Source organism: Cyclobacterium sp. 1_MG-2023, assembly GCF_030546805.1.
Taxonomy (GTDB): Bacteria; Bacteroidota; Bacteroidia; order Cytophagales; family Cyclobacteriaceae; genus Cyclobacterium.
In genome coordinates this window covers 76,228-102,565 of record NZ_JAUOPC010000013.1, presented here as the reverse complement: position 1 = coordinate 102,565, position 26,338 = coordinate 76,228, and the positions used below count along the sequence as shown (strand labels likewise).

Genomic DNA, 26,338 nt, shown 5'->3' with positions numbered 1-26,338 from the left:
ATGGGCTTTAAACACTTGGTGAAAGAATTCTAGGACATTTAATATTTTTGAAATTTATTAAGGCGAAGAATTGTTGTAAGAGAATGGTTACAATTCCGATTACAAATATGGTTTGTCCCAGGTGTATCATGGCTGTGGAGGCAGTGCTAAATGAAATGGGAATTTCTTATCGTCAGGTTAGACTAGGTGCAGTAGAGTTTGCACGGGAATTTCCACCAAGTCGGATCAAGCAATTCGAAAAAAAGCTTTTGGAACTGGGCTTCTCTATAGCGAAAAGCAGGGAATTGGTATGGGTGGAGACAGTTAAATATACTTTGATTCAGCTTTTTGAGAATGAATCTTTGGAATTGCATGTTCCTATTTCCGTTTTACTTTCTGAGAAGACTAATGTTGACTATAGTCGTCTAAGTCAATTGTTTAGTAATTCTCAGGGTAAAACAATAGAGCAATATTTTATTGAGTTAAAGATTGAGAAAGCAAAAGAGTGGCTTAGCTTAGAGTTGTATAATATAAGCCAGATAGCTTGGAAACTGGGTTATGGCAGCGTTCAATATTTTTCCGCTCAATTCAAGAAAGTAACCGGGCAAACCCCAAGTGAATACAAGAAGTTCTCAAAAAAAGACCGTAAATCCTTAGATAGTTTGGGACAGCAATAAAGCCGGTAGTTTTTTAGAACAAGCGTATGCCAAGGGAAAGCATCAGTTGGTTTTGCCGCTGATCGGTCGGGAAACCAACATAGGATTCTCCCAATCTACCTAGAGCTCCTTCATATTTAAAATCTATGATTAGATTGGCAAGGTCAAGTCCCAAGCCTGCCTGATAGGCAATGGTGGCTTTGTTGTAATCAGGGGCTGCTGTTGTAGTGGCAGTGGAGCTCAGGTCACTATCAAGAATAAATGCAAGGGTAGGGCCTGCTTGCAGCCTAAAGAAATTGGCGATTTTAAATCCTGCCATAATCGGTACATCGATTTTGTCGAATTGAGCCGTGTAACTTACCGTGCTGTTGCCTTGAGTGCTTTTAAATTCTCCTCCTGTATTGGTATAGAGCACTTCAGGTTGGATAAAAATATGATTTCCGCCAAGTCGTGCAAATAACCCTGCATGGTAGCCCAATTTTTCGTTACTTGAACTGAACGTACTTCCATTGACTGAAATATTGCCTTGGGAAATACCAATTTTGGGGCCTATGGAAAACTCCTGAGCTGAAAGTGTAAATATGGTTAGAATTTGGGTCAAGAAGAAAATTATTGACATCCGTCTCATATGGTCTATGATTTGGTTGAATAACAAATCTAATGAAATTCAGACGGTATACGTAAAACTATGCTTGTACCCTGATAAAAAAAATTAACTTTGTGAGAAAATCTTCTTTTTTCAACCTTTTACAAAAAAATGGACATAAACTTCAAGAACTAGCTTGTTATTTCGCCAAGGTTCCTTTAATTTGTCTTTAAAGACAAGGTTTGATAAATGTATCCTTTTATCTAAATAAAACACTTGGAGTTTTAACGTGATTTTTAATTGGATATTTGGTATAGCCTTTGAGTATTGAGTTTGTTTTAATTGAAAAAATAAGGATAACTGTTTTAAAAAAGGATAAAAATAATTTCCATGATAGAAGTAATAAAGTACCCAAGTGTATTGGAAAGTAGTAATCTTGAACTCAGAAATGTAGCGAGAGATTTAGTTTCAGGGCTTAAAATATATCACGATAATATAGGTTATTTGGTTGGGGATTTGGCTTTATCCGAAGGAACATCTCCTCATAGAAATATTAACAGTTCGCCTGATGAAAATGATTATAGGATCTTTTTAAAAGCAGGTTTATTATTGGCCTCTCAAAAACTGGGTAGCCCTATCACTGTTACAACAGGTTTTCCTTTTTCTACATTTCAAGTGTTTAAAGAAAATGCCTACAGATTGTTAGAAAATGAGCATATAATAGAATACGATACGCAGACTTTCGGTGGTGGCGGAAAGAAAAAAATGGCTGTTGAAGTTGATAGGGTGGCTGTTATTCCTGAGGTTGTTGGATGTAGTATGGCTGTTAGGCAACTTTACAGTGATGCACCCAAAAACTTTTTCATGATCAGTTTAGGCTATGGTACCATGGAGGCAATTCTGAGTACTGAAGGAGGATTGGTTCAAAGGTCAAGTGTTTCTACTTTTGGCTTAAGGTATGCTATCAACCTTATTACCCGCGAACTTCAAAAAGACAATTATTTAGATTTAAAAACAGAGCATCAAATAGATCAATATTTTAGTGAAGGTTCAATAATTCTAAATAGAAAACGTTTAGACTTAAAAGAACTAAGGAAACAAGTAATAGAGCAGTACTATAACGATGTAATTTCCCCATCCCTTAGAAAGGCCTTTTCTGATAGTGATTTCGCAAAATCGGCAGATATCTATTTGGCCGGGGGTGGAGCCAATTATAGTGAACTCGTCGATTTATTTAAGGCTGAGTTTGATGGTTTGTTAAATGTACATGTCCCTGAGTCCCCTGAGCAAATGGCCTCTATAGGTTATTGTTTCAATAGCTTGGCCATTAATGCCGGTGCCAAAGATAAAGCAGTAGGTCTTGATTTAGGTAATAGTTCCACGATATTAACTACTTTTAAACAAGAAAAAGGAGAATGATAATATGAAATTTGGATCCAACAAGCAACAAAATAAAGAAGCCAATGTAGGTAAAGTAACTGTCCTTTCAATGGGATTTGAACTTACAGGTGATATTATTTCGAAAAGCGACATCAGAGCAGATGGTATACTCGTAGGTAGTATCCGAACGGATAAAAAAGTGGTGGTTGGAGAAAAAGCTTCCATTACCGGAGATATTATTGCCGAGGAAATAAGTATCAACGGAGAAGTAGTAGGAGACCTTTACATCAATGGGGATACAACCATTTATTCCAATGCCAAAGTGTCTGGAAATATCACAACCAGTTCTATTCATATCCACAAAGGTGCCCAGATCAATAGCGGTGTACAGGTGGTTGACCCTAAAGAGGTAGAAGAAGCTTCTAAATCCAGCAAAATTAATTCGGTAAGCAGAGAAGAACTCTACTCAATGCTGGATGAAAAGGCTGAAAAGAAAAAAGAAGTTCCTGTGAAGCCAATAGCAAAACCACAGGTAAGGTCTTATACAGATACCTCTTCCTCAGGAATAGAAGATAGTAATAAAGACCTGCCAAGAACATGGTAGGTAGCTTATAGATACATAACAAAAAAAGGCAACCAATACGGTTGCCTTTTTTGTTTATTCAATACTTTACAAAGATCATTTATAGCTTAAGTAAACTGATAACAGCTTAATTATTACCATTTGTTATTGAGCTGTAACCGACCTTTGAATTCTTGGGTTCAGCTGCTTAAGGCTGCATTTAGTTATCCGCCACTTCCAGGTTCTCCAAAGACTCCTACCATATTGAGTATAACCAATATGATCACGATTGGACATACCCACCTGATAAAAAACATCCATGCCTTTTTGGGGAGTCCATCAAAAGAAGTTGTGCCCAAAGTAAGTTCTGCAGCAAATGCTTTAATATTTTTAATCCAACCGGTGTAGAGGCTTAGCATTAAGCAAATGATGACAATAGCCAATGTTCCAAAGAAGAAATCCATAAGGTCAAAAAAGCCCACAATGTCTCTACCAAAGAAACTAAAGTGCATGACATTAAAAAAGTTACCTTTTACTGCAGATAAAGAGGAAGGGATACTTAAAAACATGGCTGCAATTCCTAATGTCCAAGCGGCTCTTTTACGTGACCATTTCCTTTCATCAATAAAATAAGCTACCGGTACCTCCAACATGGATATACTTGAAGTCAATGCTGCCACTAATAAAAGCAAGAAAAACATTCCGCCAATGATATTTCCAAATGGTTCAATTTGGTCAAAAACCCTTGGAAGCACGTTGAAGACTAGAGCAGGGCCTTCATCAGGGCTAACACCAGGTAATAAAGCAAAGAGGGCAGGGAATATCATTAGGCCACCCATAAGGGCTACGGTACTGTCCATACCGGCAATCCAAGCAGAGGATTTGATGATATTGTTATCTTTAGGCAGGTATGAGCCGAATGTAATCATTAGTCCCCAGCCTACGGACAAACTGAAAAATGCCTGACCAAGTGCTGATAATATTACCTTACCGTTGATTTTACTGAAATCAGGAGATAAGTAATATTCAATTCCCTTGGCGGCACCGGGCAAAGTTACAGCCCTTGCTGCGATGAGAATGATAATGATAAATAAAAGAGGCATCAAAAACTTTGCAGCTTTTTCAATACCTCCTGAAATGCCACCCAAAACCACAAGAATGGTCATGAGAATAAACAACATGCAAAGGGGGATAACGTAATGAGGGGTTTGTATAAAAACCTCAAAATCGATAGGTATGTTGATAAGCTCCGTAAAGATGTAACCTATGGTCCAGCCTGCGATTACTGAATAATAACTCAGCACAGCAAAGCAAACAACCACACATAGTACACCGGACGACTGCCAAAATTTACTTCCTCCGGTTTCCTTGATTGCACCTACGGGGTTTTTTCCGGAAATTCTTCCCAGTGCTACCTCATTGAGAAGCAAAGGTAATCCTACCAAAAGAACACATATTAAATAGACAAAGACGAACGCGCCCCCTCCATTTTGACCCGTGATGTAAGGGAATCTCCAAATGTTACCTAGTCCAACTGCTGATCCACCTGCAGCCATGATAAAACCAAATGAAGAACCCCATTGTCCGCGAGAGGGTGTTTTACTAGATTTTTGCATATTGTTGGGTGAGTTGATTAGATTTCAAAATAAAAAAATCGTTATATTTTATAATTAGCTAATTTAATTTGTTTTGCCATAATTTCAATCCCTTCTTCAAAAGTTTTAGGTTTGAAATCCAGAATATTTTTGGCCTTTGAAATATCAAGACCTGTCTTCAAAGGCCTGCTGGCTACCTGAGAAAAAACACTGGAGTCGGTTTTCTTAACTCCTTTTGGATCTAATTCAAAAAATTTGACTGTGAGCATGGCCATATCGTAGGGAGTAAGTAGCTCATCACCGGAAATATTGAAAATTCCGGTTGCATCCTTTTCTACGATAAGCAGACAACCCATAGCCAGGTCCTCTGCCAAGGTGGGCGACCTAAATTGATCATCTACTAAGCTAAGTTCCTTGTTTTGTTCCAAACCTTTCTTTACCCACAAAACAATATTGGATCGTGACATGTCGTGTGCAATCCCGTAGACTAAATTGGTTCTGACTATTGTCCAGTTGTGTTTGTATTTTTGAACTTCAATTTCTGTTTCGATTTTAGTTTTGCCGTAATAGTTTAGTGGGTTGGGTTTTGCCAGCTCATCATACGGGCCGTTCTTTCCATCAAAAATAAAATCGGTAGAAATGAATATGAGGTGAGATTGGGCCAATTCACATCCTTTCATAATGTTCAATGTAGCTGTTACATTTTGTTCAAAACAGGAATGTCGGTTTACTTCACATCTGTCCACGTCTGTCATTGAAGCGGCATGAATAACGTATTGAGGAGCATATGCTTTGAAAGTCGCCATTACCTCTGAGGTTTTGGTGATGTCCATCTCCTCGTAAACGTAACCTCCCCACTCTGTGGGTAGGCGACAGCTCCCTCTGCCGGTGGCTATGGCTTCATATTTTCCTTCAATAAGTATCTCTTTTATGATTTTCTGCCCTAATAAGCCGTTCGCTCCGGTAATCAGTATTTTCGGTTTTTTACTCTTGAGGATATTGATATCCATATTCTTTTGCTATTTTCTTTTTTGAAATGAGTTCGACATTTACTTTCATGTAAACTGGTGTAATTGGTAAATCATTACTCCCTGTTTCCAAAGAAGCAATTTCATCCAGAACATCAATACCTTTAATAACCTTACCAAATACAGTATAGGTGTCGTCCAGATGTGGTGTGCCTCCAACTGTAGTATAGGCCTGTACTTGATTTTTTCTTTTGTCCAATCCCAAATTTAAGTTAAAAAATTTTTCCAACACTACTTTATTGGAAAGCATTAATGAATTTATACTGTCGTATTCTCCTTTTTGGTATAGATCTGCGTATTTTTCTCTCAGTTCTAAATTGGTTTCCAGTTGAAGATATTTAGCGAAGGCTTGCTGAAGTTTTCTTAAATCTGTTGTTAATTCAGGTTCCTCATAAACCTTCCCTTCTACTATATAAAACTGGCAACCACTGGACCTCATTTCGGGGTTGATTTGGTTTCCTTGCCGAGCGGCAGCTATGCTTCCCTTTTCATGAATCAAGTTTTTATTAAATTCTGCAGGCAGCGTGTACCAGTCTTCCTGCTCCAAGTTTTCTTTGTTGAAAACATCCCCACCTTGAATCATAAAGTCTTCAATAATTCTGTAGAAGGTGGTGGAATCATACCTTCCTGCTTCTGCTAGGGAAATAAAATTCTCCTTATGAGCCGGTGTTTCATCGTAAAGTATGGCGTACATTTTACCATATTCTGTATCGATCGTAATGAGATAGTCTTTCTCACTAGCACAGGAAGCTATTGATAGGGTTATCAAAATTCCTGCAATTCTTCTTAATAATGAAATCTTAGCCATTTAGTCTTTGCTTAATTTCTTTTAATAGTAGGTCTCCTCCTTGAGATTTAATATCTTCAGCAAGCTTTTTGCCTAATAAACCAGCTTCCTCTCCGGTTCCACTATGAGAGGCAAAGAGTCTTTCTTTACCGTCAATTTGCATGAGTCCCCCTTCAAGTATTAATTGATCCCCTTCCCAGTGGGCAAGGGCAAAGGCCGGAATACTACAACCCCCTTCTAAGACGCTTAAAAAACTTCTTTCCGCTTCTAAACATGCCGCGGATTCGGGATGGTTAATAGCAGATTTTATAAGGGTTTTTAGCTCATGGTCCATGCCTTTATGGATTTCCACTCCTATACTACCTTGACCTACTGCAGGGATAAATTCTGTTAGGGGTAATTCTTTTTTGATCAGTTTGTCGTAACCCATTCGGTGAACTCCTGCATAGGCCAAAAGCAAACCATCACAAAGCCCTCCTTCCATTTTGCTTACCCTTGTTTGTAGGTTGCCTCTTACATCGACGGTTTTAATATGTGGGTAAAAATATTTTAATGTTGCCACCCTCCTGGTTGCTGAGGTCCCCAATACTAAAGGCTTACTCCTGTCATTTAGGTCAGGGAAATCCCCTTTGTGGCTGATAATGATGTCATTTACTTTTTCTCTTTCAGTAAAGGCAATTGTTTCGAACCCTTCCGGTAGACGTGAAGGTAGATCTTTGGCACTGTGCACGGCGATATCAATTTCTCCTGCCGCCAATTTGGCTTCCAGTTCTTCGGTAAACACGCCTTTGCTGCCAATTTTTGATATGGAAACATCCAATACCTTGTCCCCTTTGGTTTCTATTGTTACGATGGTGGTACTCAAGCCACTCTTGTTCAATAAATCTGCTACATAGTTGGCTTGGTATAAAGCCAATTTACTTCCTCTAGTTCCTATTCTTATTGATTTCATTACGAATCCGATTTCCTTCTTACTTGTTTTTTTTGAACAGCACTTTCTATAAATGAGACGATATTTCCGGCGATGTCCAAACCGGTGGCCTTTTCTATACCTTCCAGGCCGGGTGAGCTATTAACCTCTAATATCAAAGGTCCCCTGTCTGATTGTAATAGATCTACTCCGGCAACCGAAAGCCCCAAGGCCTTTGCCGCATTTAATGCAGCGGATTTTTCTGCCCGTGATAGTTTGATCACTTCAGCTTTTCCTCCTCGATGCAGGTTAGAGCGAAACTCTCCCTCTGCACCTTGCCTTTTCATTGCGCCAACCACTTTGTTGTTCACAACAAATGCCCGAATATCTGCCCCTTTGGCCTCTTTTATAAATTCTTGTACGATTATTCGTGCTTTCAGCCCGTGAAATGCCTCAATTACAGATTGTCCGGCTTTTCTTGTCTCTGCTAAAACTACGCCTAAACCTTGAGTGCCTTCCAGTAACTTAATGATTAATGGGGCACCGCCAACCATTTCCACAATTTGCTTTTCTCCACCTTTTGAAAAATTAGTGAATGCCGTTTTCGGCATGCCTAAACCTTCTCGTGAAAGAATCTGCAAAGACCTTAATTTATCTCTACTGCGTACAATTGCCTGAGAAGCTACCACAGAAAAAACTCCCATCAGTTCAAACTGTCTGACTACGGCAGTCCCATAAAAAGTCACCGAGGCTCCAATTCTTGGGATAATCGCATCAATTCCGGTGAGCTTTTCTCCTTTATAGATAATGTGTGGACCTTTTTGTTCAATTACCAAGTCACAAGCAGAATGATCAATGACCAAGGCTTCATGGTTGGCCTCCTGTATGGCTTGTACGAGCCTTCTGGTGGAGTACAGTTGTGGATTTCGAGATAATACCGCTATTTTCATTCTGCTTTTGTAAGATTTACCTTTTCAACATCTACCAAAAATCTGCCTGCCAGTATTTTGCGTCCTAATAATACGTTGTTTTTCATTTTGCCCCTATCAGAAAGCGTAAAACCTGCCTTGAACTGTTGCCCTCCAAGTGTCATCATGGTTTTGATTAAAAAACGCTTTTCAATTTGGCCAAAGGAGTTTTTCACCTTTTTTATTTTGTAGTTGATTATGTTAATTGTTTTTCCGGTAAATCTTTCGTCTTCAGGATCCAAAAGAATTACCTCTAGTTCTTTCCTATTATCTTTAAGTACCTCCTTCACAGAGGTGACATGAATAGAACAATTGTAGGCCCCGGTATCAATTTTTGCATTGATTGCTGTAATATTCCATTCAGGGAGGTCAATTTTTTCTTTCCTTCCGATAATTGTTTTTTCCATGACTCAAAGTTAAGCTTTACTTGAACAATAGTCATGCTGGATGCGCAATTATTGCATCAGGCAGCTTTGATTATACGTGCCAAGTTAAACCCTAAATCCAAAAATAAAATTTTAGGGTTCACATTCCTTTCAATGTGGTAATGAGCCTCATTTAAGGCTGTGTATATTTTGGTTAATTTTTCCTCGTTTAACACGGAATTGCTGAATTTGATTATAAATTCTCTATCCTCATCAGTTGTTCGCATCAATTCAGCCAACTGGGCTTTGTTTAATAAAGACTCTCTGATTACGTTTATTCCGGTTAATAATAAAGATCTTTGTCCTTCTTTTGAGAACCTTGTGATTTGTTCTGAAAAATTAACAAGTTCCTGAATTTTAACGGAATAGCAGTCCCTTAGCCAGTCTCTGAAAATCATGGTGTTTTTGTCTTCAGTGTTTTGGGATAGCAGCATGGCTTCTCTCAAGTTTCCATCTGCAAGAGGAGCAATTTGCTGGGCAGCTACGGCTGTGGCCAAGCCACTCTCAACGAGGTAGTCTTGGATTTCATTGTCTGTAAAATTCCTCACATGTACCTTTTGTGTTCTCGAAAGAATGGTAGTCAACAAACTTTCAGGCTGCTGGGTGATCATAAGGAAAAGTGTTTTTGCCGGAGGCTCTTCTAAAACCTTTAGGAGCGCATTGGCTGCAGCTACGTGCATGGTTTCCGGTGCCCAAATAAGCATCATTTTATACCCGCCTTCAAAAGATTTTAAAGAGAGTGTTTTGACGATCTGCTTGGCAGCTCCTTTTGTGATACTTAGTGGTTTGTTGATTGCCAAATGGTAATTCCAGTCCTGAAGGTTGCCATAAGGATTTTTCAATACAAAATCCCTCCAGGAAGAAAGAAGGTCGGTGGTTTCTTCCTCATCCTTTTTCTTAGCTGCAGGGAGAGGCATGGCGAAATTCAAGTCAGGATGCACCAATCTCCCCATTTTAGCACAAGAAGGACATTTTCCACAGGCATCGTCAGGCCCTGGATTGGCACAATTTATATAGGTAGCCATTGCCAAAACCAATGGCATACTAGGGCTCCCTTCTTTTCCATGGAATAATAATGCATGGGCCAAGTGATCATTTTTAATTGCATTGATAAGCTTGACTTTTGTTTCTTCAAGCCCTGGAATTGATGAAAAAAGCATGTTTTTTTTATTTAAAATTCTTTGTCCCAAATACGGTAAGGCCTGGTTATCTCAAACACTTTTTGCAATATAGCTCTTTCATTTTCATCAAACTCTTTGCCCTTTAATTCCATAACTTTTTGAGCAGTTTCTTCAAATTTCATAAGCTTAAAAGTACTAAAACCTGCTGAGCCGCCACCCCAGGCAAAGGAGGAAACAAATTTCCTGGGAAATCCTTCCCCAAATACGTTTGATCCAACGCCTATTACTGTACCGGTATTGAGTGTAGTCCCTATGCCAAGCTTGGTGTGGTCAGCCACCATTGATCCACAAAACTGTAAGCCGGTATCGCCATACCCCCCTTTGGTATAATCCCAAACCTTGACGGGCATTAGATTGTTCTTCATATTGGAGACCACAGTGTTAGCACCGAAGTTGCACCATTCCCCCACCACGCTATTTCCAATATAACCATCGTGGGATTTGTTGCTATGGCCAAAAAAAACGGTATTGGAAACTTCACCACCGACTTTACAATTAGGACCTACGGTGGTGTTTTCACGGATTTTTGATCCCATACTAAGAATAGCTCCCTCACATAAGGCAAATGGCCCCCTTATCATGGAACCTTCAGATACTTCAGTATTTTTACCAATATAAATGGGCCCATTTGTAGCATTTAAAATTGCCCCACGCACTTTGGCTCCCTTTTCGATAAAGATATTGGGTTCATTGTACATGTGTGTGTGGGGATCGTCTGTTCCCCAAGAAACCCTACGTTTGCTTATAAGGGTGAAATCTTTTTTAATTTCATCTCCATTCCATAGGAAAATCTGCCAATTTCTGCTAAGTAATCTGATGTCACTCTCAAAATCAACCCTTTTTTTTGTCGGTAAATGGTCGTTATGAAAGTCTTCAGGTTTGGTAAAAAATGCAGCCAATAAAGTGTCATGGTGCCAAAGGGCTTCGTTTTCATTGAGCGAATGAATGGCGTTTAGAAGGTCCTCATCGGGACATAATGCGCCATTAATATAGAGGGCCTTATGGCTTAAGGGAGGGTATTTTCCTTGTAAGTAATTTTGGGTCAAAAAGCCCAGGTCTTTGGCGTGAAGCGAGTTTTGCCACTTTTCACTGATTTTAAAAATGCCTATCCTTATTTCGGCAATAGGGCGGGTAAATGTAAATGGCAAAAGGTTGCCTCTACTCTTGGGGTCATCAAATAAAACGATATGGTCCATATTACAAAAATAAAAAAGTCTACCAGAATTATACTTCCGGTAGACTTTATCTCAAAGAATAATATGAAAAACTTACTTTTTCTTATATCTCCTATTAAATTTCTCTACTCTACCAGCAGTATCCAAAAGCATTTTCTTACCAGTATAGAAAGGGTGAGATGCAGAGCTAACCTCTACCTTTACCAATGGGTAATCCTCGCCATTTTCCCAAGTAATGGTATCATTTGTTTCAATGGTAGACTTGGTGATGAACTTATAATCACTAGAAGTGTCTAAGAAAACTACTTCTCTGTAATTTGGATGGATTTCTTTTTTCATTGTATAAACTATTATTTTTTTTCTTCTTCAAATTGAGGCACAAATTTACCCCTTTTTATAATTTTCTCCAAAACATTCCCTTTCAAATATAAAATACTTCGCTAATTTTATATCATAAATGGCCATTTCAGTCAATAGGCTAGTTTTCAGTAAAATCTAAAATGTGATTTTTTATCCACAATACTGTTAATTCAGTGTAAAATTAAGTTTTTATGAAGTACTTTTTCCTCTTTTTAATGTGTACAGGCTCCTTTGTCTCAGAAGTTTTAGCACAAAGTCCGTATTTGCCGTTCAATAGGGATTACTATTCTCTTTTGGAAAGGTACGAAATAAAAAATGGAGCTTTCAATGATTCTTTTCATACAGGTAGCAAACCTTACAGAAGAGATGAGGTGGTGCAGTATCTCGAGAAATACAAACAAACGGCCGGTTACCTGAGTAGCAAGGATGAGTTTAACCTCAATTATTTATTGCAAGATAACTGGGAGTATGCCACTGATTCTATCGCGCTTTCTAAGCATTCCATAGGGAAATACATTTATCAAAGGCCTTCAGATTTCTACGGTTACAAGAATAAAGATTTTGATGTACACTTAAATCCTGTCTTGTATTTACAAGGGGGGGCTGAACTCGATAATGATCAGACGCCTTTTCGGAATACCAGAGGGTTAGCCTTACATGGAAGTATTGATAACAAAATCGGTTTTTACACCATGCTGGCTACTACTGATTTGGTGTTCCCTTCTTGGGTAAACGATTATGTGGGAAGTCATGGGGCCATTCCGGGGCAAGGTTTTTGGAAAAGGTATGGTGACGGAGGCTATAATTTCTTCTCCGCGCGTGGCCATATTACCTTTTCGGCAACAAAACATGTAAACATTCAAATGGGGCATGATAGCCATTTTATAGGAGAGGGCCTTAGGTCTTTTGTATTGTCAGATTTTTCGAATCCCTTTGTGTTTGTGAAGGTAAACACAAAGATAGGTAAGGTCGATTTTACCAATTTATGGGGACAAATGACGGCCGATATTATTACTTCAAGGGGAGTGCCCACAGATGGGCGGTATCCGCAAAAGTGGTTTTCTTTCCACAGGTTAGGGATTAATTTAGGGAAAAGATTCAACCTAGGCGTATTTGAATCAGTGATGGCGGATAAAGCAAACTGGAATTATTTCAATCCCTTGATTTTTTATCGGTGGGTAGAGCACCAATTAGGCACTCCGGATAAGGTTATGCTCGGAACAGATATGAAATGGAATTTAGGTAAAGGAATGCAACTTTATGGGCAGTTTGTTCTTGACGAATTTGTCTTCGATGAGTTTTTTCATATCACCGAAAGTGGTTCCAGTAGAAACAAACATGGTGTCCAGTTAGGTTATAAATACATTGATATAGCCGGTATCAATAACCTTGACTTTCAGTTGGAATACAATCAGGCCAGACCCTTTACTTTTCAAGAGAAGTTTGACTATCAGTCTTATACCAATTACAGAATTCCGCTTACCCACCCAAGAGGAGCCAACTTCAGAGAACTCTTGGCAGTGATTGCTTACCAACCTTTGCCAAAATTGACGCTTCGAGGAACAATGATGTACCAAATGTATGGTGCAGACCCTACGGAGGAGGATAATTTTGGAGGAGACATCCTGAAAAATAGAAGCCAATCCAGTACAAGTTTATATGGTAACTATATTGGGCAAGGTCAAAAAAACAAGGTCGGTATGGCAACCTTACATTTACAATACATGTTGCGACATAACTTATTCATCGATTTATCTCAAACAATGAGACAAGTAAATGCCGATGGAGAGATGAATTCCAAAACTTCCTACGGTCAATTGGCGTTGCGTTTAAATATTTCAAGATTTGACCAACAATTTTAATTGGCTGTTATTAATTAGCAACCCTTCCATCTAAAAATTGGTAAATTGCGCCATTATTGTGGCATTTCGGAAACTTTAAATTAGCCGGGCTATGTTTAAAGTTTCCAAAATGCCCGTGCATATTAATTTTGAAATTAATTTAACGTACCAAAATAGTTTTGCTTATTTTCTTTAGGAACTGAAATTATCTAAGGATAACTGGATATTGGAATTCCCTCAATCCTATTCACCGTTGATTACAATTTGTATTAAAAATACCATATGAAGACTTACTTAAGAATCTTGGCCTATGCGCGCCCTTACCAAAGGTATTTGCCTGTGTATATTGCTTACGCGTTATTGGCCATCATTTTTGGATTGCTAAATTTCACCCTTCTAAAGCCACTTTTTGATGTGATATTTGAACAAGTGGGGAAAGAGGAGTTACAGGTGTATGCCAACAAGCCTGACTTCTCTTTGAGTGTAAACTATTTCATGCATTTATTTAACTACTATTTTCTACAAGTGGCCAATATTTATGGGCGGTTTGGGACTTTGGTATATGTCTGTATCATCATTGTGATATCGGTGTTTTTAAGCAATTTATTTGCATATTTATCAGGGGTGGTTTTGGCAAAAGTACGTGCTGATATTATACAAGGAATGCGAGTCCATATTTTTACAGCAGTGAGTAATATGCATTTGGGTTATTTTTCTGATGAAAGAAAGGGGGATTTGATCAGTAAAATGACCAATGATATTCAGGAGGTTGAGAATAGTATTGTTCAATCTCTGAGGGTGATTTTTAAAGAGCCTGTTACAGTTATCCTTTATTTTGCAGTTTTGTTTTTTATGTCTTATCAGTTGACTTTGTTCACGATATTGCTCATTCCGGTGTCGGGAGCCATCATTGGATATATTACCAAAAAACTAAAAAAGAAAGCGGAGCAAAGTCAAGAGTCTTTGGGAAGAATTGTGAATATATTGGATGAAACAATTGGTGGCATGCGGGTTGTCAAGGCCTTTGGAGCCAGGAGTTTTGTTCAAAATAAATTTGAGGATGAAACAGACTATTATGCTGAGGTGAATGTTTCCATGGCTAGGAAGAATGAGCTTGCATCACCCGTTAGCCAATTTTTAGGAGTTTCGGTTGTCGCTGGGATTTTATTATACGGAGGCAATTTGGTATTGAATAATACCTCATCATTAAGTGCCAGTGAGTTTATTGCTTATATCATATTGTTTACACAGGTACTAAATCCTGCCAAAGAGATTTCAAGAGCGCTCAGTAGCATACAAAGAGGGCTGGCCTCAGCCAGAAGGATTTTTGCAGTGGTAGATACCAAACCAATGATTGAAGATGTGACTTCCCCTCAAGCTTTGAAAGGATTTACACAATCCGTGGTTTTTAAAAATGTAGGCTTTGCCTATCACGAAAATGCCGTGTTGAATGATATTAATTTCGAGTTAAAAAAAGGTCGTACCATTGCATTGGTAGGGCCATCAGGTGGAGGAAAGTCAACATTGGCAGATTTATTGCCTAGGTTTTATGATCCAAGTCAAGGGGAGATAACCATTGATGGCATAGATCTTAAAAATTGCAGCATAGCAGATCTCAGAAGTTTGATGGGAATTGTTACCCAAGAGTCAATTCTTTTCAATGATACGGTTTTCAATAATATTGCCTTCGGTATGGAGGGGGTTTCTTTGGAGAAAGTTCAGGAAGCTGCTAAAATTGCCAACGCGCATGATTTTATTATGGAGCTTGACCAAGGCTATGAAACCAATATCGGTGAACGAGGGGGTAAATTATCCGGCGGACAAAGGCAACGCATTAGTATTGCGAGGGCTGTATTAAAAAACCCGGAAATTTTAATTTTAGATGAGGCCACATCAGCTCTTGATTCCGCATCTGAAAAATTGGTCCAGGAGGCCCTGTCTAATTTAATGAAAAACCGCACTTCCTTAGTGATAGCACATCGCCTGAGTACCATTCAACATGCAGATGAAATTCTGGTGATTGAAGGGGGACGTATAGTGGAAAGAGGGACTCATGATGAGTTGATTCAAAAAGGAGGATTGTATAATAAACTTTCCCAAATGCAGTCTGTTTAGTATATTGTGTAAACAAACCCATATAAAAAGCATTATGAAAAAAGTCAACGGTATATTTCAGTTATTAACAGCTTTATTTTTCGGAATAGGATTGGTTTATTTTCTCACCTATGAGAAAATGTGGGGAGGAACGCCAATGACAGGAGAAGTTGTTTCTTGGTTGTTGGCTGGATTGGTGATTTATCTGATCACTTGGGGAACAAGTTGGGGGTATGTAAGTAGCCTCAACAGCCGTATCAAAAAGATAGAGTTAGAGAAAAAGGATCTGAAAGCATTGGTCTTTGACCTTGAAAGGGGAGGGAAAGTTAATCCAGTCGAAAAGAATGTGGAAATAACCAAGGATGAAGCAGAATCATCCGTTATCAAACCAAGAGAGAATTTCAAATAGAAATTGCATGGGAGCTTGATATGGACAATCACACAGTTTAAAAAATAAGGATGGTAGCAAAAACTTTTGGTAGTGCAGTCTCAGGAGTAGATGCCAAGTTGATCACCATTGAAGTAAATGTAGGTCAGGGGACCAGTTTTTTTATGGTAGGTCTCCCGGATAGTGCCGTAAAAGAGAGCCAACAGCGTGTTGAGTCAGCTCTCAAATACTATGGCTACAGGATGCCTAGGCAAAAAGTTGTCATCAATTTGGCTCCTGCAGATATCAAAAAGGAAGGTTCATCTTATGATCTTCCTATTGCCATAGGTATAATGCAGGCCTCTGAGCAAGTGTTCTTTCCCGAATTGGAAGAGTACGTGATAATGGGGGAGCTGGCTCTTGATGGGAAGCTTAGAAGAATTAAAGGTGTGCTGCCCATAGCAATAGAGGCAAGGAAAAGAGGGTATAAAGGCTTTATCCTTCCCAAAGAAAATGCACAGGAAGCCTCTATTGTAAATAATCTTGATGTAATTCCGGTAGAAACCCTTCAAGAGGCCATTCATTTTTTGGAAGGGAAAGAAACAATAACTCCTCTAGTCACCGATACCAGAAACCTCTTTTATGATTCTATAGAAGAAAATGATTTTGATTTTGCTGATGTTCAAGGGCAGGAAAATATCAAGCGGGCGATGGAAATAGCCGCAGCAGGCGGACACAATGTAATCATGATAGGCCCTCCAGGTGCCGGCAAAACCATGCTTGCCAAGAGGTTGCCTTCCATATTGCCTCCAATGAGTTTACAGGAAGCATTGGAAACGACCAAAATCCATTCGGTAGCAGGTAAGTTGGGAGCCAGTTCTTCATTGATCGCTCAAAGACCTTTTCGCTCTCCACATCATACCATAAGTGATGTGGCTTTGGTTGGTGGTGGAGGAAACCCTCAGCCCGGAGAAATATCCCTGTCCCATAATGGTGTATTGTTTTTAGATGAGTTGCCTGAATTTAAAAGAACTGTTTTAGAAGTGATGCGACAACCGCTTGAAGAACGTAGGGTAACCATTTCCAGAGCAAGAGTTACAGTAGATTTTCCTGCGAATTTTATGTTAATCGCAAGTATGAATCCATGTCCATGTGGGTTTTATAATCATCCTGACAAAGAGTGTGTTTGTGGTCCGGGGGTAGTTCAAAAATACCTCAATAAAGTGAGTGGTCCTTTATTGGATAGGATAGATCTTCATGTGGAAGTGACGCCGATAAACTTTGAGGAAATGACTTCCGATAGAAAGTCTGAATCCAGTAAATCGATAAGAGAGCGGGTGTCGGTCGCAAGAGCTTTTCAACAAACAAGGTTTGATAAGACCCCTGAAGTACATTGCAATGCAATGATGCCATCTCACATGGTAAAAGAGGTGGTAAAGATTAATCAGGCCGGTAAAACTTTGTTGAAAACGGCCATGGATCGGCTGGGGCTTTCTGCCCGTGCATACGATCGAATTCTGAAGGTTTCTAGGACTATTGCAGATCTTTCAGGGTCGGAAGATATTAAAGCGGAACACTTGGCAGAGGCCATTCAGTACAGGAGTCTCGACAGAGATGGATGGGCGGGATGACACTTGGGGAAAAGCCAAGTTGCTTTTGCCCGTCAAAGTCAAATATGTTTTGCTTATATTTGCCTGACCATCTGTGAGATATTTATTTATACAGATGGTTTTGAATAGTATCAAGAATTAATTGAGTTGATTTTATGTGGACTAAAGAAACTAAAATTCAAGCAGAGATGGAGATGGCCAATTCAACTTCGGTATTTGCCCCTGGGTTAACAATCAAGGGAGATATTGAAGCAGTTAGTGATATAAGGATTGAAGGGGATGTTTGTGGAGATGTCTCTACCCCCAAAAAAGTCATCATTGGGATCTCAGGAAATGTGGAGGGGGATATTAAAGCATCTGAAATATGTGTAATGGGTAAGGTGCTGGGAGATGTCTTTGTTGAAGGTTTGGCCAGGTTTACCTCTGAAGCTAAAATGAGAGGTAAGGTTTATTCTGAAAAAATAGAAATAGAATCCGGAGCCGATATGGAAGTGATGGTTGCCAAATACAAAACTTATCTGAGCCAAGAGAAGGAAAAACAAACTGACTTGCACAGATCAAACCCATTGATCAATGAAAGGTTATTTGATCAACCCATGGCTAAGGTGGGTGAATAGTCTTAAGAATTAAATGTTACTTTGAAAGCTTGATCCAAGTCCTCTATTAGGTCCTCATGGTTTTCAATACCTACAGACATTCGGATAAGTTGATCAGGTATTCCAGGGTCACCCACTTGGACCTTCGATCTTCGCTCTATTAAGCTTTCTACTCCCCCAAGACTAGTCGCATTACTAAAAAACTTGAGTTTCCCTATTAAATGATCCGCATCATTGGCGTTTCCTTTAATTAGAAAAGATAACATTGCCCCAAACCCTTCCATCTGAATCTGAGCAGTTTCAAAACCTTTATGACTGGAAAGCCCGGGGTAATAGACCTTTTCTACCCAGGGGTGATGGTCTAAAAATTCTGCAATTCTTTTTGCATTGAATGCATGCGCCTTCATTCGGTAGGGAAGGGTTTTTATACTTCTAGTAAGAAGGTAGCAGTCCATTGGAGAAGGTACAGCCCCAGCTAGGCCTTGCACATTTTTAATGTGCTGCCAAAAGTCATCCTTTTTCTTTGTAACCAGTATTCCGCCTAAAATATCACTGTGCCCACTAATGTATTTGGTGCTGCTATGCATGACAATATCTGCACCCAACTCTAGAGCCTGCTGATAAACAGGTGTAGCAAAAGTACTGTCGCAAACCACTTTTACATTGTTCTCTTTGGCTATGGATGCCAAAGCGCTGATATCAGAGATTTTTAAAAGTGGATTGGAGGGTGTTTCTATCCACAATAATCCGGTATTTTGTTTGATGGCATTACGGAGATTCTCCTTGTCAGTTAGGTCAATGAATTGCACTTCAAGCTTACCGGCATAAACGGTTTGGAGTAACATTTTCATCCCGTGGTACATGTCATCCGGAGCGATGAGGTGTGTGCCAGCCGGCAAAGCTTGAAAAACTGCATTTCCTGCAGCATTCCCAGAGGCGAATGCTGCAGCATCAGTCCCTCCCTCAAGTGATGCCATTACAGTCTCAAGAGACTTTCTGTTAGGGTTTTCTAACCTTGTGTACAACATTGAACCCTCTTGATGCTCAAAAGTTGTAGAAAGCGTGATGGGCTGAATGATAGGTTTCAATGTGTCAGTGATCACATTTCCTCCATGAATAGCAATGGTTTCTATTTTCATCTTGAGTGGAAATTAAATGCCGGCCAATTCAATTGTACCAATCGGCCAGTTAATTTAACGAATTCTATCTACCGAACGGATGAGCATTTCGTCTTTTCTAATGAACCTATTGGCGATAAGATTCATGATTAAGCCGAATACAATACTGTAAAACCCTATTAAAAATGCCCCCCCTGCAGTAGGGTTGAAGTTTTCGTTGGCCTGAAAGCTTGTATAAACAGCTAAGCCCAAAGTGGATCCCATCAACAGGGCATTGATCATGTTGACTAGCAATTGTTTTTTTCGATTTTTATACTGCAGTAGGCTGTAAATGGCCATTCCGGCAGAGATTAGGGCCAATATTCCAATGTAAATATTATTGGATTGAGAAATAATGCTTTCTTCAATAATATCGGTAGTGGTGGTAAACCATGCCGTCATCTCCATGGATTGGGTTTGGTCTGGATTAACTTGTAACCAAATGGGAAATAAGGTGGAAGTAACCATTGAAATAGCCACCAATAGTAAAAATACACTTTGAATTCTTTGAATCATCTTTAAATCTTTTGACAAAGAAAATGGGTTATTTGAATTTTCGCAAGGAATATTCAAAATCCAACTTGAAATTAGGGTATATTTTTATCTTTGCAGATGAAATGAACGAATCTCCCCGCTATTTTATAGAGCTGTCCTATGATGGAAGCAATTACCATGGCTGGCAAAAGCAAAAGAATGCTGTTTCTATTCAAGAAGAATTAGAAAATGCCTTGTCAACCCTTTTTCGATGTCCCATTAGTATTATGGGGAGTGGCCGGACGGATGCTGGAGTCCATTCCTTGCAACAATTTGCTCATTTTGATGTTGATTTAGATTTCACCAAGGAATATTTTCTAAAAAGAATTAACGGCTTATTACCGGATGATATCGCAGTTTTTGATGTTATTCCTGTAAATGAAAAGGCACATGCACGATTTGATGCCAATTTTAGGAGGTATGAATACCATATAACATTTAGGAAAGATCCTTTTTTAATAGGAAAGGCTTGGCATTGTTATTATGACCTTGATGTGGAGGCAATGACTTCAGCAGCCTCTTTACTGATTGGGAAACAGGATTTTGAATGTTTTAGCCGAAGGAAAACGAATGTTAAAACCTTTGTATGTGAAATTAATAATGCTTCTTGGGAACAAACGGGTAACGGATTGGTCTTTCATATAGAAGCCAACCGATTCTTGAGAGGGATGGTTAGAGCAATTGTGGGAACCTTGGTTAAAGTAGGCAGGGGGCAGTTAGAAAGCAGTGATATGTCGGATATTATTATAGGCAAGGACCGAAACTTAGCAGGAAGCTCAGCACCTGCACATGGCTTGTTTTTAAGTAAAGTAAATTATCCGGACCGAATTTTTAAGTAAAATCTACCATATTGGGACTTGAAAAAGAAAATATTAAAAGTGGTGATATAATTGACACCAAGGTGTTGAAAAAGTTATATACTTTCGTAACACCTTATAAAGGAAGGTTTTATCTTTTAGTGGGGCTTACCTTATTACTGGCCTTATTGGCGCCGACTCGACCTTTGTTAATTCAGAAAGCTATCGATGATTATGTTACTATCGGTGATGGGGCCGGCTTACTGAAGATGACTTACTTGCTAATCGGTTTATTACTGGTTCATGCTGTAGTTCAATTTGGACATACCTACCTTTCCGGATGGATCGGTCAGGTGATAATCCGAGATATACGGGTGAAATTGTACAGGCATTTGTTGAAAATGCGCCTGAAATATTTTGACAATACCCCAATTGGTCGGTTGGTTACCAGGAATATTTCGGATGTAGAGTCCCTCTCTGATGTTTTTAGTCAGGGGTTAGCTGAAATTATAGGTGATCTTTTGCAGTTAGTGGCTATTTTGGGAGTGATGTTTTATGTGGACTGGCAGCTTACTTTAGTAAGTCTTTGTACCCTGCCGCTTCTAATTATTTCCACCTATATTTTTAAAGAAAAAGTAAAAATATCGTTTAATGATGTTAGAAATGCGGTATCTAACTTGAACTCTTTTCTTCAGGAACATATTACCGGGATGAATATCATTCAGGTTTTTAATAGGCAAGAAAGAGAGTATGAGAAGTTCCAAACAATCAATAAAGAACACCGAAAGGCTCACCTTAAGTCTGTTATGTACTATTCTATCTATTACCCTGTTTCTGAAATTATTCAGGCAATGGGGATTGGATTGGTGGTTTGGTATGGAGCTACCGGTGTTTTTGACCTTGAAATAAAAGTGGGAGTCCTCATTTCGTTTATCATGTATTTGCAGTTGTTTTTTAGGCCAATAAGAATGATTGCTGACCGGTTCAATACCCTTCAAATGGGTGTAGTTAGTTCTTCTAGGATTTTCAGTATCTTAGAAAATGACGGGCAGATTCCGGATGAAGGCAGCGAATCGCCGGAGAAAGTTAAAGGAGACATTGCTTTTGAGAATGTTTGGTTTGCTTACAATGAGGAAGACTGGGTATTGAAAGACATTAGTTTTAGAGCAAACCATGGTGAAACCATAGCTTTGGTTGGCGCAACCGGGGCAGGAAAGTCCTCTGTTATCAATCTTATCAGCAGGTTTTACGATATCAATAAAGGCGCCATACTTATTGATGGAAGTCCTATTAAAGAATTTGATTTGGCCACACTTCGCAAACATGTGGGAGTTGTGTTGCAGGATGTATTTTTGTTTTCAGACACCATTTTCCAAAACATTACTTTGGGAAATCCGGATATTACCAAGGAACAAGTGTTGTACGCAGCAGATTTGGTGGGAGCTAGGAGGTTTATAGAGCGCTTACCCGGAGGCTTGGAATATGATGTAAAGGAAAGGGGAGGGACATTGTCTGTAGGTCAACGCCAATTGATATCCTTTGTTAGGGCTATGGTATACGATCCTGAAATAATTATACTAGACGAAGCAACTTCCTCTGTGGATACAGAAACAGAAGAATTAATTCAGGCTGCGATAGAGAAAATGATGCATGGAAGGACTTCTATCATTATTGCACACCGGTTATCCACCATCCAAAAAGCTGATAAAATAATTGTTTTAAATAAAGGGAGGATCGTGGAACATGGAACACATGATGTATTGCTAAAGAAAGAGGGCTTTTATTCACAACTGTATCAGATGCAGTTAAAATCAGTTGTAGTTGATTGATAAGGAGAGGCTTTTTCGCAAGAAGTGATTCTTACTGTTTTTTTATCCTTAAAAGGAAAGTCGAGTTGAATGAAGAATCAAAACTTGCCTTATTCGGGATATGTATATTGGGTTTAATTCTTAGGTAAATTATAGGATAAACTGTAACTTGTTTGGAAGGGTCGCCGTAAGTATGGAATTGTTAAAGGAATTCAAATTTAGTTAGAACATATGAAATACGTATTGCCTTTGCTATTGATGCTCGTTTCTTTCTCATCCTTTGGTCAACAGCATCAGTTGGGCTTGAGGTTGGGTGATCCTTACGGAATCACCTATAAGACTCCGGTTAACGATAAATTTTCGTTTGAAGGTATTTTGGGAAGAGGAAGCCAAAACAGCGGTCAATATTACAGGCGTACATTTGAGAATAATCGGCCTGTAAGTTCAGCTCGATATTTTGCTCACCAAGTGTCGGGGGCCATTTCCCTTCAAGCAAGAGGGATTTATGAGGAGTCTTTTTCTGAGGACTTTAATATTTCTGAAGGAGAATTGACTGTCTATGCTGGTTTAGGACTACAAGTACGGTCTGTAAGTATCGATTACTTTTACAATACTCCCAATGCCACTGAAGGTGCTACAGAATTAATAGAAAGCCGCTCAAATATCGATTTCGGACCGGAAATTTTTATAGGTTCGTCCTATTATTTCGAAGATTTGCCAATATCTATATTTGTTGAATTGGGCTTTTTGACAGAAATTGTAGACCGACTGCACCTTAAAGGTCAAGGGGCAATTGGAGTAAGATACTTATTTGGAAATTAATGGCTAAAGTAAAAATTGTAGTATCACTCATTGGTGTTTTATTGCTTGTCCTGACCTTGGCCTATTTTTACCTGGGAGGATTCAACCCCATCAAAACCAGTCTTACCGATTGTAATCAAATTAATTTGATAGGAGTGGAATTTATAGGTACGCCCCAAGATAAAAAGATAGGTGAACATTTTCAAATGGTTGAAGAAGCAAGGGAAGACAGTCCCCTGTATACCATATACTATAAAGAGCCTGAGGGGAAACGGGATACTTTACATGTTTTTATAGGGTATAAGCCTAAAATTCAAGAGGAGGAAATTGAAAAGCCTTGGAGTTACCTGCCCATTTCCTGTACCCAGGCCATTGTGGCCAGATTGGAAATGAATCGCTTTGTAATGCCAGGGCCGGAAAAGACCAAAAAAGCAATCCTAGCATTTGCAAAAGAAAAAGGGCTTGAGGTAGAAGGTGTTTTTATTGATAAAATTATTTCTAGTGATTGTGTCGAAGTTTGGGCACCAATCAAACATTAAAAATGAGGGATAAGGATAGCTTTTAAATCAATAGTATTCCACTGAAATTTTTATTGTGTTTGTGCTTTTTTGGTATGGTTTTGGATTTCAAAATTAAAATAGGGTCAATTAAATTTTAAAATTATGAGTATGAGCAATTATTTATTAAGCACTAAAATGTTTTTGGTTTTTGTCACAGCCTTTGTATTGGTAAGTTGTGAAGGTCCCGTTGGGCCAACAGGGCCTGCAGGTGCAGATGGGGTAAATATTGTGGGGGAAGTTTTTGAAATCGAAGGGGACTTTAATCAAGCCGGTAATTTTGGTGTTAGTGGAGAGTACGGTTTCGATATCCTAGAATCTGACAAAGTGCTTATTTATAGATTGGCAGGGTTAGACCAGGATAGCAACGATATATGGAGATTGATTCCCCAAGTTGTTTTCCATAGTAACGGTATATTCACCTATGATTATGATTTTACTTTTTACGACTATGCGATTTTTTTGAATGGAGATTTTGATCTCAACACTTTGGAATCCGGTTATACCGATTCGCAAGTGTTTAGGGTTTTGATTGTGCCTGCAGATAGAATAGATGTAAGGATGGATTATTCAGACCATGACGCAGTATTGGAAATGCTTGGGGTAGAAGAAAAAGACATTACAAGAAGGGTTTTGAATTAAATATCCTATAAAAGGGTGTATAAAGAGATTTAAACAGTTTGCCTAGGGGTGGACTGTTTTTTTTATGTTTTGTTGTAATTCGGGATTTTACACATTATCTTTCATAAAATGCTTGGTAAAATATTGATTTAAATTAAGTTCTATGAAAAAAATTGTATACCTAATTGCCTTGGTGACCATAGCGGTTCTGCCGGCATGTGAAGGCCCAGAAGGGCCACAAGGTCCTCCCGGGGTTGATGGGATTGACGGTGAAGATGGAGTAGACGGTGTGGATGGGATCTCCCTTATAAATCTTGTTGTTGAAGCTGAGGTTGATTTTACTGAAGAAAATAGCTTTTCGAATTCTTTTGGATTTGAGATAGCTGATAGTGACAACCTTTTGGTTTTTATGTTATGGAATGTAATTGATGACAAACCACTGTGGAGACCTCTGCCAAACACTGTCTTTCTAGATGATGGAATTACATTGATGTTCAATTACCAATTCACGGCAGATTTCATCAATGTTTATATGTCGGGAAATACGGATTTAACAACGGTTTCTGAGGATTGGACCCTAAATCATTATATTAGGATTGTTTACTTGCCGGGAGAATATTTGCAAGACAATGCCAAATTGGATTTAAATGATTATGAGGCTGTGACAAAGGCTTTAGGTGTTTCTGAATCTGACGTGGTGAGAATTGATTGAGAAATAATAACCTTAATGAATTATTTGAAAAGGCCATCCCTGAAATTTTAGGGATGGCCTTTATTGTTTATGCCCTCTTGTTCTTTTTTGTAGTAAGTTGGATTATATTTGTGGCATGCAAATAAAGAATGATTTACTTCTAAGGGTTATCAAAGGTGAAGAGGTGGAAAGGACTCCCGTTTGGTTGATGCGTCAGGCTGGGAGGATTTTACCTGAATACAGAGCTGTAAGAGCGAGTGTTAGCGGTTTTATCGAGTTGGCTCAAACACCGGAGTTGGCGGCAGAAGTTACCATACAACCTGTTGATCTTTTGGGAGTGGATGCAGCCATTATTTTTTCTGATATTTTGGTTGTTCCGGAAGCTATGGGGCTTCCTTATAAAATGATAGAAAAGAAGGGCCCTTGGTTTTCTGAAACCATTGGTTCTGCAGCTGACCTTAAGCGTTTGCAAATTGCAGATCCTGATGAGTCCTTAAATTATGTATTGGAAGCCATTCGCCTAACCAAGAAAGGATTGAATGGTCGTGTGCCATTAATTGGCTTTGCGGGCGCTCCTTGGACGATATTTGCTTATATGGTGGAAGGGTCAGGAAGCAAAACTTTTTCCAAAGCTAGGGCGATGTTGTATCAAAACCCTGAATTGGCGCACCAGCTTTTAGACAAGATTACAAAAACAACCATTAAATACTTAAAGGCACAAGTGGTGGCTGGAGCCAACTTGGTGCAGGTGTTTGACAGTTGGGCAGGAATTCTCCCTCCCCATCAATACCGAGAATTTTCAATGGAATATATCAAGCGTATTTGTGAGGCCATCACGGAAGTACCGGTGACCGTTTTTGCAAAGGGAGCATATTTCGCTTTAGAAGATATAAAAAACCTACCTTGTGATGTCGTGGGACTTGATTGGAACATGGATATTCGAACGGTAAGTGCACAAATGGAAGGAGAAAAGGTACTTCAAGGTAACTTAGATCCGGCAGCCTTATACGCTTCAGATGAAGTCCTCATCAGACAAACTAAAGAAATGCTTGATCAATTTAAGCAAGATAGGCATATTGCTAATCTTGGTCATGGCGTGTACCCCGACATTTCTCCAGAAAAAGTGAAACTCTTTATTCAAACTGTAAAGGAGTATTCGAGCAGCATTTCCTAGAGGTAGATACGGCAAAAAGACAAGGTTTTTCATTCGAATTAATAGTTAGGCCCAACTTATAGGATCTAATCCTGAAAACCCACCCATATATCTAAGGG

Annotated in this window: 27 protein-coding genes; 15 read left to right on the top strand and 12 right to left on the bottom strand. The window is 39.0% G+C overall.

Annotated features, from left to right (window positions below; translation table 11 throughout):
• The first annotated feature begins 107 nt into the window (after positions 1-107).
• Positions 108-656: an AraC family transcriptional regulator gene (locus Q4534_RS19110; RefSeq protein ID WP_303614756.1), complete on the top strand. Its 549-nt coding sequence runs from the start codon at positions 108-110 to the stop codon at positions 654-656.
• Between the two features lie 13 nt (positions 657-669).
• Here Q4534_RS19110 and Q4534_RS19105 read toward each other — a convergent pair whose 3' ends face one another.
• Positions 670-1,263, bottom strand: a complete 594-nt coding sequence (locus Q4534_RS19105) for a porin family protein (protein WP_303614755.1) — start codon at positions 1,261-1,263, stop codon at positions 670-672.
• Positions 1,264-1,596: 333 nt separating this feature from the next.
• Here Q4534_RS19105 and Q4534_RS19100 point away from each other — a divergent pair, with 333 nt between their 5' ends.
• The gene (locus tag Q4534_RS19100) at positions 1,597-2,640 is read left to right on the top strand and encodes a ParM/StbA family protein (RefSeq protein ID WP_262485333.1); all 1,044 of its coding nucleotides are present in this window, start codon (positions 1,597-1,599) and stop codon (positions 2,638-2,640) included.
• A 4-nt stretch (positions 2,641-2,644) separates the two neighbouring features.
• Positions 2,645-3,205: a polymer-forming cytoskeletal protein gene (locus Q4534_RS19095; RefSeq protein ID WP_303614754.1), complete on the top strand. Its 561-nt coding sequence runs from the start codon at positions 2,645-2,647 to the stop codon at positions 3,203-3,205.
• Between the two features lie 182 nt (positions 3,206-3,387).
• On the opposite strand, the gene Q4534_RS19090 is transcribed toward Q4534_RS19095, so the two are convergent.
• The 9 genes from Q4534_RS19090 to Q4534_RS19050 form a co-directional block, all read right to left on the bottom strand.
• Complete coding sequence (locus tag Q4534_RS19090; protein WP_303614753.1) at positions 3,388-4,779, bottom strand: sodium-dependent transporter; 1,392 nt, start codon at positions 4,777-4,779, stop codon at positions 3,388-3,390.
• A 41-nt stretch (positions 4,780-4,820) separates the two neighbouring features.
• On the bottom strand, positions 4,821-5,768 hold the full coding sequence (locus Q4534_RS19085; protein ID WP_303614752.1) for an SDR family oxidoreductase: 948 nt from the start codon (positions 5,766-5,768) through the stop codon (positions 4,821-4,823).
• Entirely contained in the window at positions 5,743-6,594 is an 852-nt protein-coding gene (locus Q4534_RS19080; RefSeq protein ID WP_303614751.1) for a peptidylprolyl isomerase, read from the bottom strand. The genes Q4534_RS19085 and Q4534_RS19080 overlap by 26 nt, the downstream gene beginning before the upstream one ends.
• The gene (hemC, locus tag Q4534_RS19075) at positions 6,587-7,525 is read right to left on the bottom strand and encodes a hydroxymethylbilane synthase (RefSeq protein WP_303614750.1); all 939 of its coding nucleotides are present in this window, start codon (positions 7,523-7,525) and stop codon (positions 6,587-6,589) included. Before hemC ends, Q4534_RS19080 begins: the two co-directional genes overlap by 8 nt.
• A complete protein-coding gene (gene rimK, locus Q4534_RS19070) occupies positions 7,525-8,433 on the bottom strand; it encodes a 30S ribosomal protein S6--L-glutamate ligase (RefSeq protein WP_303614749.1) in 909 nt (302 codons plus the stop codon). Before rimK ends, hemC begins: the two co-directional genes overlap by 1 nt.
• A complete protein-coding gene (locus Q4534_RS19065) occupies positions 8,430-8,858 on the bottom strand; it encodes a RimK/LysX family protein (RefSeq protein ID WP_303614748.1) in 429 nt (142 codons plus the stop codon). Before Q4534_RS19065 ends, rimK begins: the two co-directional genes overlap by 4 nt.
• Positions 8,859-8,914: 56 nt before the next feature.
• Positions 8,915-10,036: a hypothetical protein gene (locus Q4534_RS19060; RefSeq protein WP_303614747.1), complete on the bottom strand. Its 1,122-nt coding sequence runs from the start codon at positions 10,034-10,036 to the stop codon at positions 8,915-8,917.
• 11 nt (positions 10,037-10,047) lie between these two features.
• Positions 10,048-11,253 carry a putative sugar nucleotidyl transferase gene (locus Q4534_RS19055; RefSeq protein WP_303614746.1) on the bottom strand — a complete coding sequence of 402 codons (1,206 nt, stop codon included), beginning with the start codon at positions 11,251-11,253 and terminating at the stop codon, positions 10,048-10,050.
• A 72-nt stretch (positions 11,254-11,325) separates the two neighbouring features.
• Positions 11,326-11,571, bottom strand: a complete 246-nt coding sequence (locus Q4534_RS19050) for a type B 50S ribosomal protein L31 (protein WP_014018871.1) — start codon at positions 11,569-11,571, stop codon at positions 11,326-11,328.
• Between the two features lie 212 nt (positions 11,572-11,783).
• Here Q4534_RS19050 and Q4534_RS19045 point away from each other — a divergent pair, with 212 nt between their 5' ends.
• The 5 genes from Q4534_RS19045 (at position 11,784) to Q4534_RS19025 (ending at position 18,121) form a co-directional block, all read left to right on the top strand.
• Positions 11,784-13,454, top strand: coding sequence for a hypothetical protein (locus Q4534_RS19045; protein ID WP_303614745.1), 1,671 nt, complete (start codon positions 11,784-11,786; stop codon positions 13,452-13,454).
• Between the two features lie 261 nt (positions 13,455-13,715).
• On the top strand, positions 13,716-15,548 hold the full coding sequence (locus Q4534_RS19040; protein ID WP_303614744.1) for an ABC transporter ATP-binding protein: 1,833 nt from the start codon (positions 13,716-13,718) through the stop codon (positions 15,546-15,548).
• 34 nt (positions 15,549-15,582) lie between these two features.
• A complete protein-coding gene (locus Q4534_RS19035; protein ID WP_303614743.1) occupies positions 15,583-15,936 on the top strand; it encodes a hypothetical protein in 354 nt (117 codons plus the stop codon).
• A gap of 50 nt (positions 15,937-15,986) precedes the next feature.
• The gene (locus Q4534_RS19030; RefSeq protein ID WP_303614742.1) at positions 15,987-17,525 is read left to right on the top strand and encodes a YifB family Mg chelatase-like AAA ATPase; all 1,539 of its coding nucleotides are present in this window, start codon (positions 15,987-15,989) and stop codon (positions 17,523-17,525) included.
• Positions 17,526-17,659: 134 nt separating this feature from the next.
• The gene (locus Q4534_RS19025) at positions 17,660-18,121 is read left to right on the top strand and encodes a polymer-forming cytoskeletal protein (protein WP_303614741.1); all 462 of its coding nucleotides are present in this window, start codon (positions 17,660-17,662) and stop codon (positions 18,119-18,121) included.
• A gap of 2 nt (positions 18,122-18,123) precedes the next feature.
• Here Q4534_RS19025 and Q4534_RS19020 read toward each other — a convergent pair whose 3' ends face one another.
• Together Q4534_RS19020 and Q4534_RS19015 are read right to left on the bottom strand one after the other, a co-directional pair.
• A complete protein-coding gene (locus Q4534_RS19020; RefSeq protein ID WP_303614740.1) occupies positions 18,124-19,239 on the bottom strand; it encodes a PLP-dependent aspartate aminotransferase family protein in 1,116 nt (371 codons plus the stop codon).
• A 54-nt stretch (positions 19,240-19,293) separates the two neighbouring features.
• Entirely contained in the window at positions 19,294-19,773 is a 480-nt protein-coding gene (locus Q4534_RS19015; protein ID WP_303614739.1) for a DUF4293 domain-containing protein, read from the bottom strand.
• Positions 19,774-19,796: 23 nt separating this feature from the next.
• On the opposite strand from Q4534_RS19015, the gene truA reads away from it, so the two are divergent.
• The 7 genes from truA (at position 19,797) to hemE (ending at position 26,240) form a co-directional block, all read left to right on the top strand.
• Positions 19,797-20,630: a tRNA pseudouridine(38-40) synthase TruA gene (truA, locus tag Q4534_RS19010; RefSeq protein WP_303614738.1), complete on the top strand. Its 834-nt coding sequence runs from the start codon at positions 19,797-19,799 to the stop codon at positions 20,628-20,630.
• An 11-nt stretch (positions 20,631-20,641) separates the two neighbouring features.
• On the top strand, positions 20,642-22,417 hold the full coding sequence (locus tag Q4534_RS19005) for an ABC transporter ATP-binding protein (protein WP_303614737.1): 1,776 nt from the start codon (positions 20,642-20,644) through the stop codon (positions 22,415-22,417).
• A gap of 210 nt (positions 22,418-22,627) precedes the next feature.
• Complete coding sequence (locus tag Q4534_RS19000) at positions 22,628-23,218, top strand: hypothetical protein (RefSeq protein WP_303614736.1); 591 nt, start codon at positions 22,628-22,630, stop codon at positions 23,216-23,218.
• Positions 23,218-23,736, top strand: a complete 519-nt coding sequence (locus tag Q4534_RS18995) for a hypothetical protein (protein ID WP_303614735.1) — start codon at positions 23,218-23,220, stop codon at positions 23,734-23,736. Before Q4534_RS19000 ends, Q4534_RS18995 begins: the two co-directional genes overlap by 1 nt.
• A 129-nt stretch (positions 23,737-23,865) precedes the next feature.
• Positions 23,866-24,396, top strand: coding sequence for a hypothetical protein (locus Q4534_RS18990; protein ID WP_303614734.1), 531 nt, complete (start codon positions 23,866-23,868; stop codon positions 24,394-24,396).
• A 142-nt stretch (positions 24,397-24,538) separates the two neighbouring features.
• Positions 24,539-25,087 (top strand): hypothetical protein, encoded by a 549-nt coding sequence (locus tag Q4534_RS18985; protein ID WP_303614733.1) that lies wholly within the window; start codon positions 24,539-24,541, stop codon positions 25,085-25,087.
• Positions 25,088-25,202: 115 nt separating this feature from the next.
• Entirely contained in the window at positions 25,203-26,240 is a 1,038-nt protein-coding gene (gene hemE, locus Q4534_RS18980; protein ID WP_303614732.1) for a uroporphyrinogen decarboxylase, read from the top strand.
• Positions 26,241-26,338: the final 98 nt, after the last annotated feature.

Coding starts and splice junctions, on each gene's coding strand:
- truA (WP_303614738.1), top strand. CDS start 19,797: ATGGGTTATTTGAATTTTCGCAAGGAATATTCAAAATCCAACTTGAAA.
- hemE (WP_303614732.1), top strand. CDS start 25,203: ATGCAAATAAAGAATGATTTACTTCTAAGGGTTATCAAAGGTGAAGAG.
- Q4534_RS18990 (WP_303614734.1), top strand. CDS start 23,866: ATGAGCAATTATTTATTAAGCACTAAAATGTTTTTGGTTTTTGTCACA.
- Q4534_RS19095 (WP_303614754.1), top strand. CDS start 2,645: ATGAAATTTGGATCCAACAAGCAACAAAATAAAGAAGCCAATGTAGGT.
- Q4534_RS19015 (WP_303614739.1), bottom strand. CDS start 19,773: ATGATTCAAAGAATTCAAAGTGTATTTTTACTATTGGTGGCTATTTCA.
- Q4534_RS19085 (WP_303614752.1), bottom strand. CDS start 5,768: ATGGATATCAATATCCTCAAGAGTAAAAAACCGAAAATACTGATTACC.
- hemC (WP_303614750.1), bottom strand. CDS start 7,525: ATGAAATCAATAAGAATAGGAACTAGAGGAAGTAAATTGGCTTTATAC.
- Q4534_RS18985 (WP_303614733.1), top strand. CDS start 24,539: ATGAAAAAAATTGTATACCTAATTGCCTTGGTGACCATAGCGGTTCTG.
- Q4534_RS18995 (WP_303614735.1), top strand. CDS start 23,218: ATGGCTAAAGTAAAAATTGTAGTATCACTCATTGGTGTTTTATTGCTT.
- Q4534_RS19000 (WP_303614736.1), top strand. CDS start 22,628: ATGAAATACGTATTGCCTTTGCTATTGATGCTCGTTTCTTTCTCATCC.
- Q4534_RS19065 (WP_303614748.1), bottom strand. CDS start 8,858: ATGGAAAAAACAATTATCGGAAGGAAAGAAAAAATTGACCTCCCTGAA.
- Q4534_RS19035 (WP_303614743.1), top strand. CDS start 15,583: ATGAAAAAAGTCAACGGTATATTTCAGTTATTAACAGCTTTATTTTTC.
- Q4534_RS19045 (WP_303614745.1), top strand. CDS start 11,784: ATGAAGTACTTTTTCCTCTTTTTAATGTGTACAGGCTCCTTTGTCTCA.
- Q4534_RS19025 (WP_303614741.1), top strand. CDS start 17,660: ATGTGGACTAAAGAAACTAAAATTCAAGCAGAGATGGAGATGGCCAAT.
- rimK (WP_303614749.1), bottom strand. CDS start 8,433: ATGAAAATAGCGGTATTATCTCGAAATCCACAACTGTACTCCACCAGA.
- Q4534_RS19055 (WP_303614746.1), bottom strand. CDS start 11,253: ATGGACCATATCGTTTTATTTGATGACCCCAAGAGTAGAGGCAACCTT.
- Q4534_RS19030 (WP_303614742.1), top strand. CDS start 15,987: ATGGTAGCAAAAACTTTTGGTAGTGCAGTCTCAGGAGTAGATGCCAAG.
- Q4534_RS19105 (WP_303614755.1), bottom strand. CDS start 1,263: ATGAGACGGATGTCAATAATTTTCTTCTTGACCCAAATTCTAACCATA.
- Q4534_RS19080 (WP_303614751.1), bottom strand. CDS start 6,594: ATGGCTAAGATTTCATTATTAAGAAGAATTGCAGGAATTTTGATAACC.
- Q4534_RS19050 (WP_014018871.1), bottom strand. CDS start 11,571: ATGAAAAAAGAAATCCATCCAAATTACAGAGAAGTAGTTTTCTTAGAC.
- Q4534_RS19110 (WP_303614756.1), top strand. CDS start 108: ATGGTTTGTCCCAGGTGTATCATGGCTGTGGAGGCAGTGCTAAATGAA.
- Q4534_RS19060 (WP_303614747.1), bottom strand. CDS start 10,036: ATGCTTTTTTCATCAATTCCAGGGCTTGAAGAAACAAAAGTCAAGCTT.
- Q4534_RS19090 (WP_303614753.1), bottom strand. CDS start 4,779: ATGCAAAAATCTAGTAAAACACCCTCTCGCGGACAATGGGGTTCTTCA.
- Q4534_RS19040 (WP_303614744.1), top strand. CDS start 13,716: ATGAAGACTTACTTAAGAATCTTGGCCTATGCGCGCCCTTACCAAAGG.
- Q4534_RS19020 (WP_303614740.1), bottom strand. CDS start 19,239: ATGAAAATAGAAACCATTGCTATTCATGGAGGAAATGTGATCACTGAC.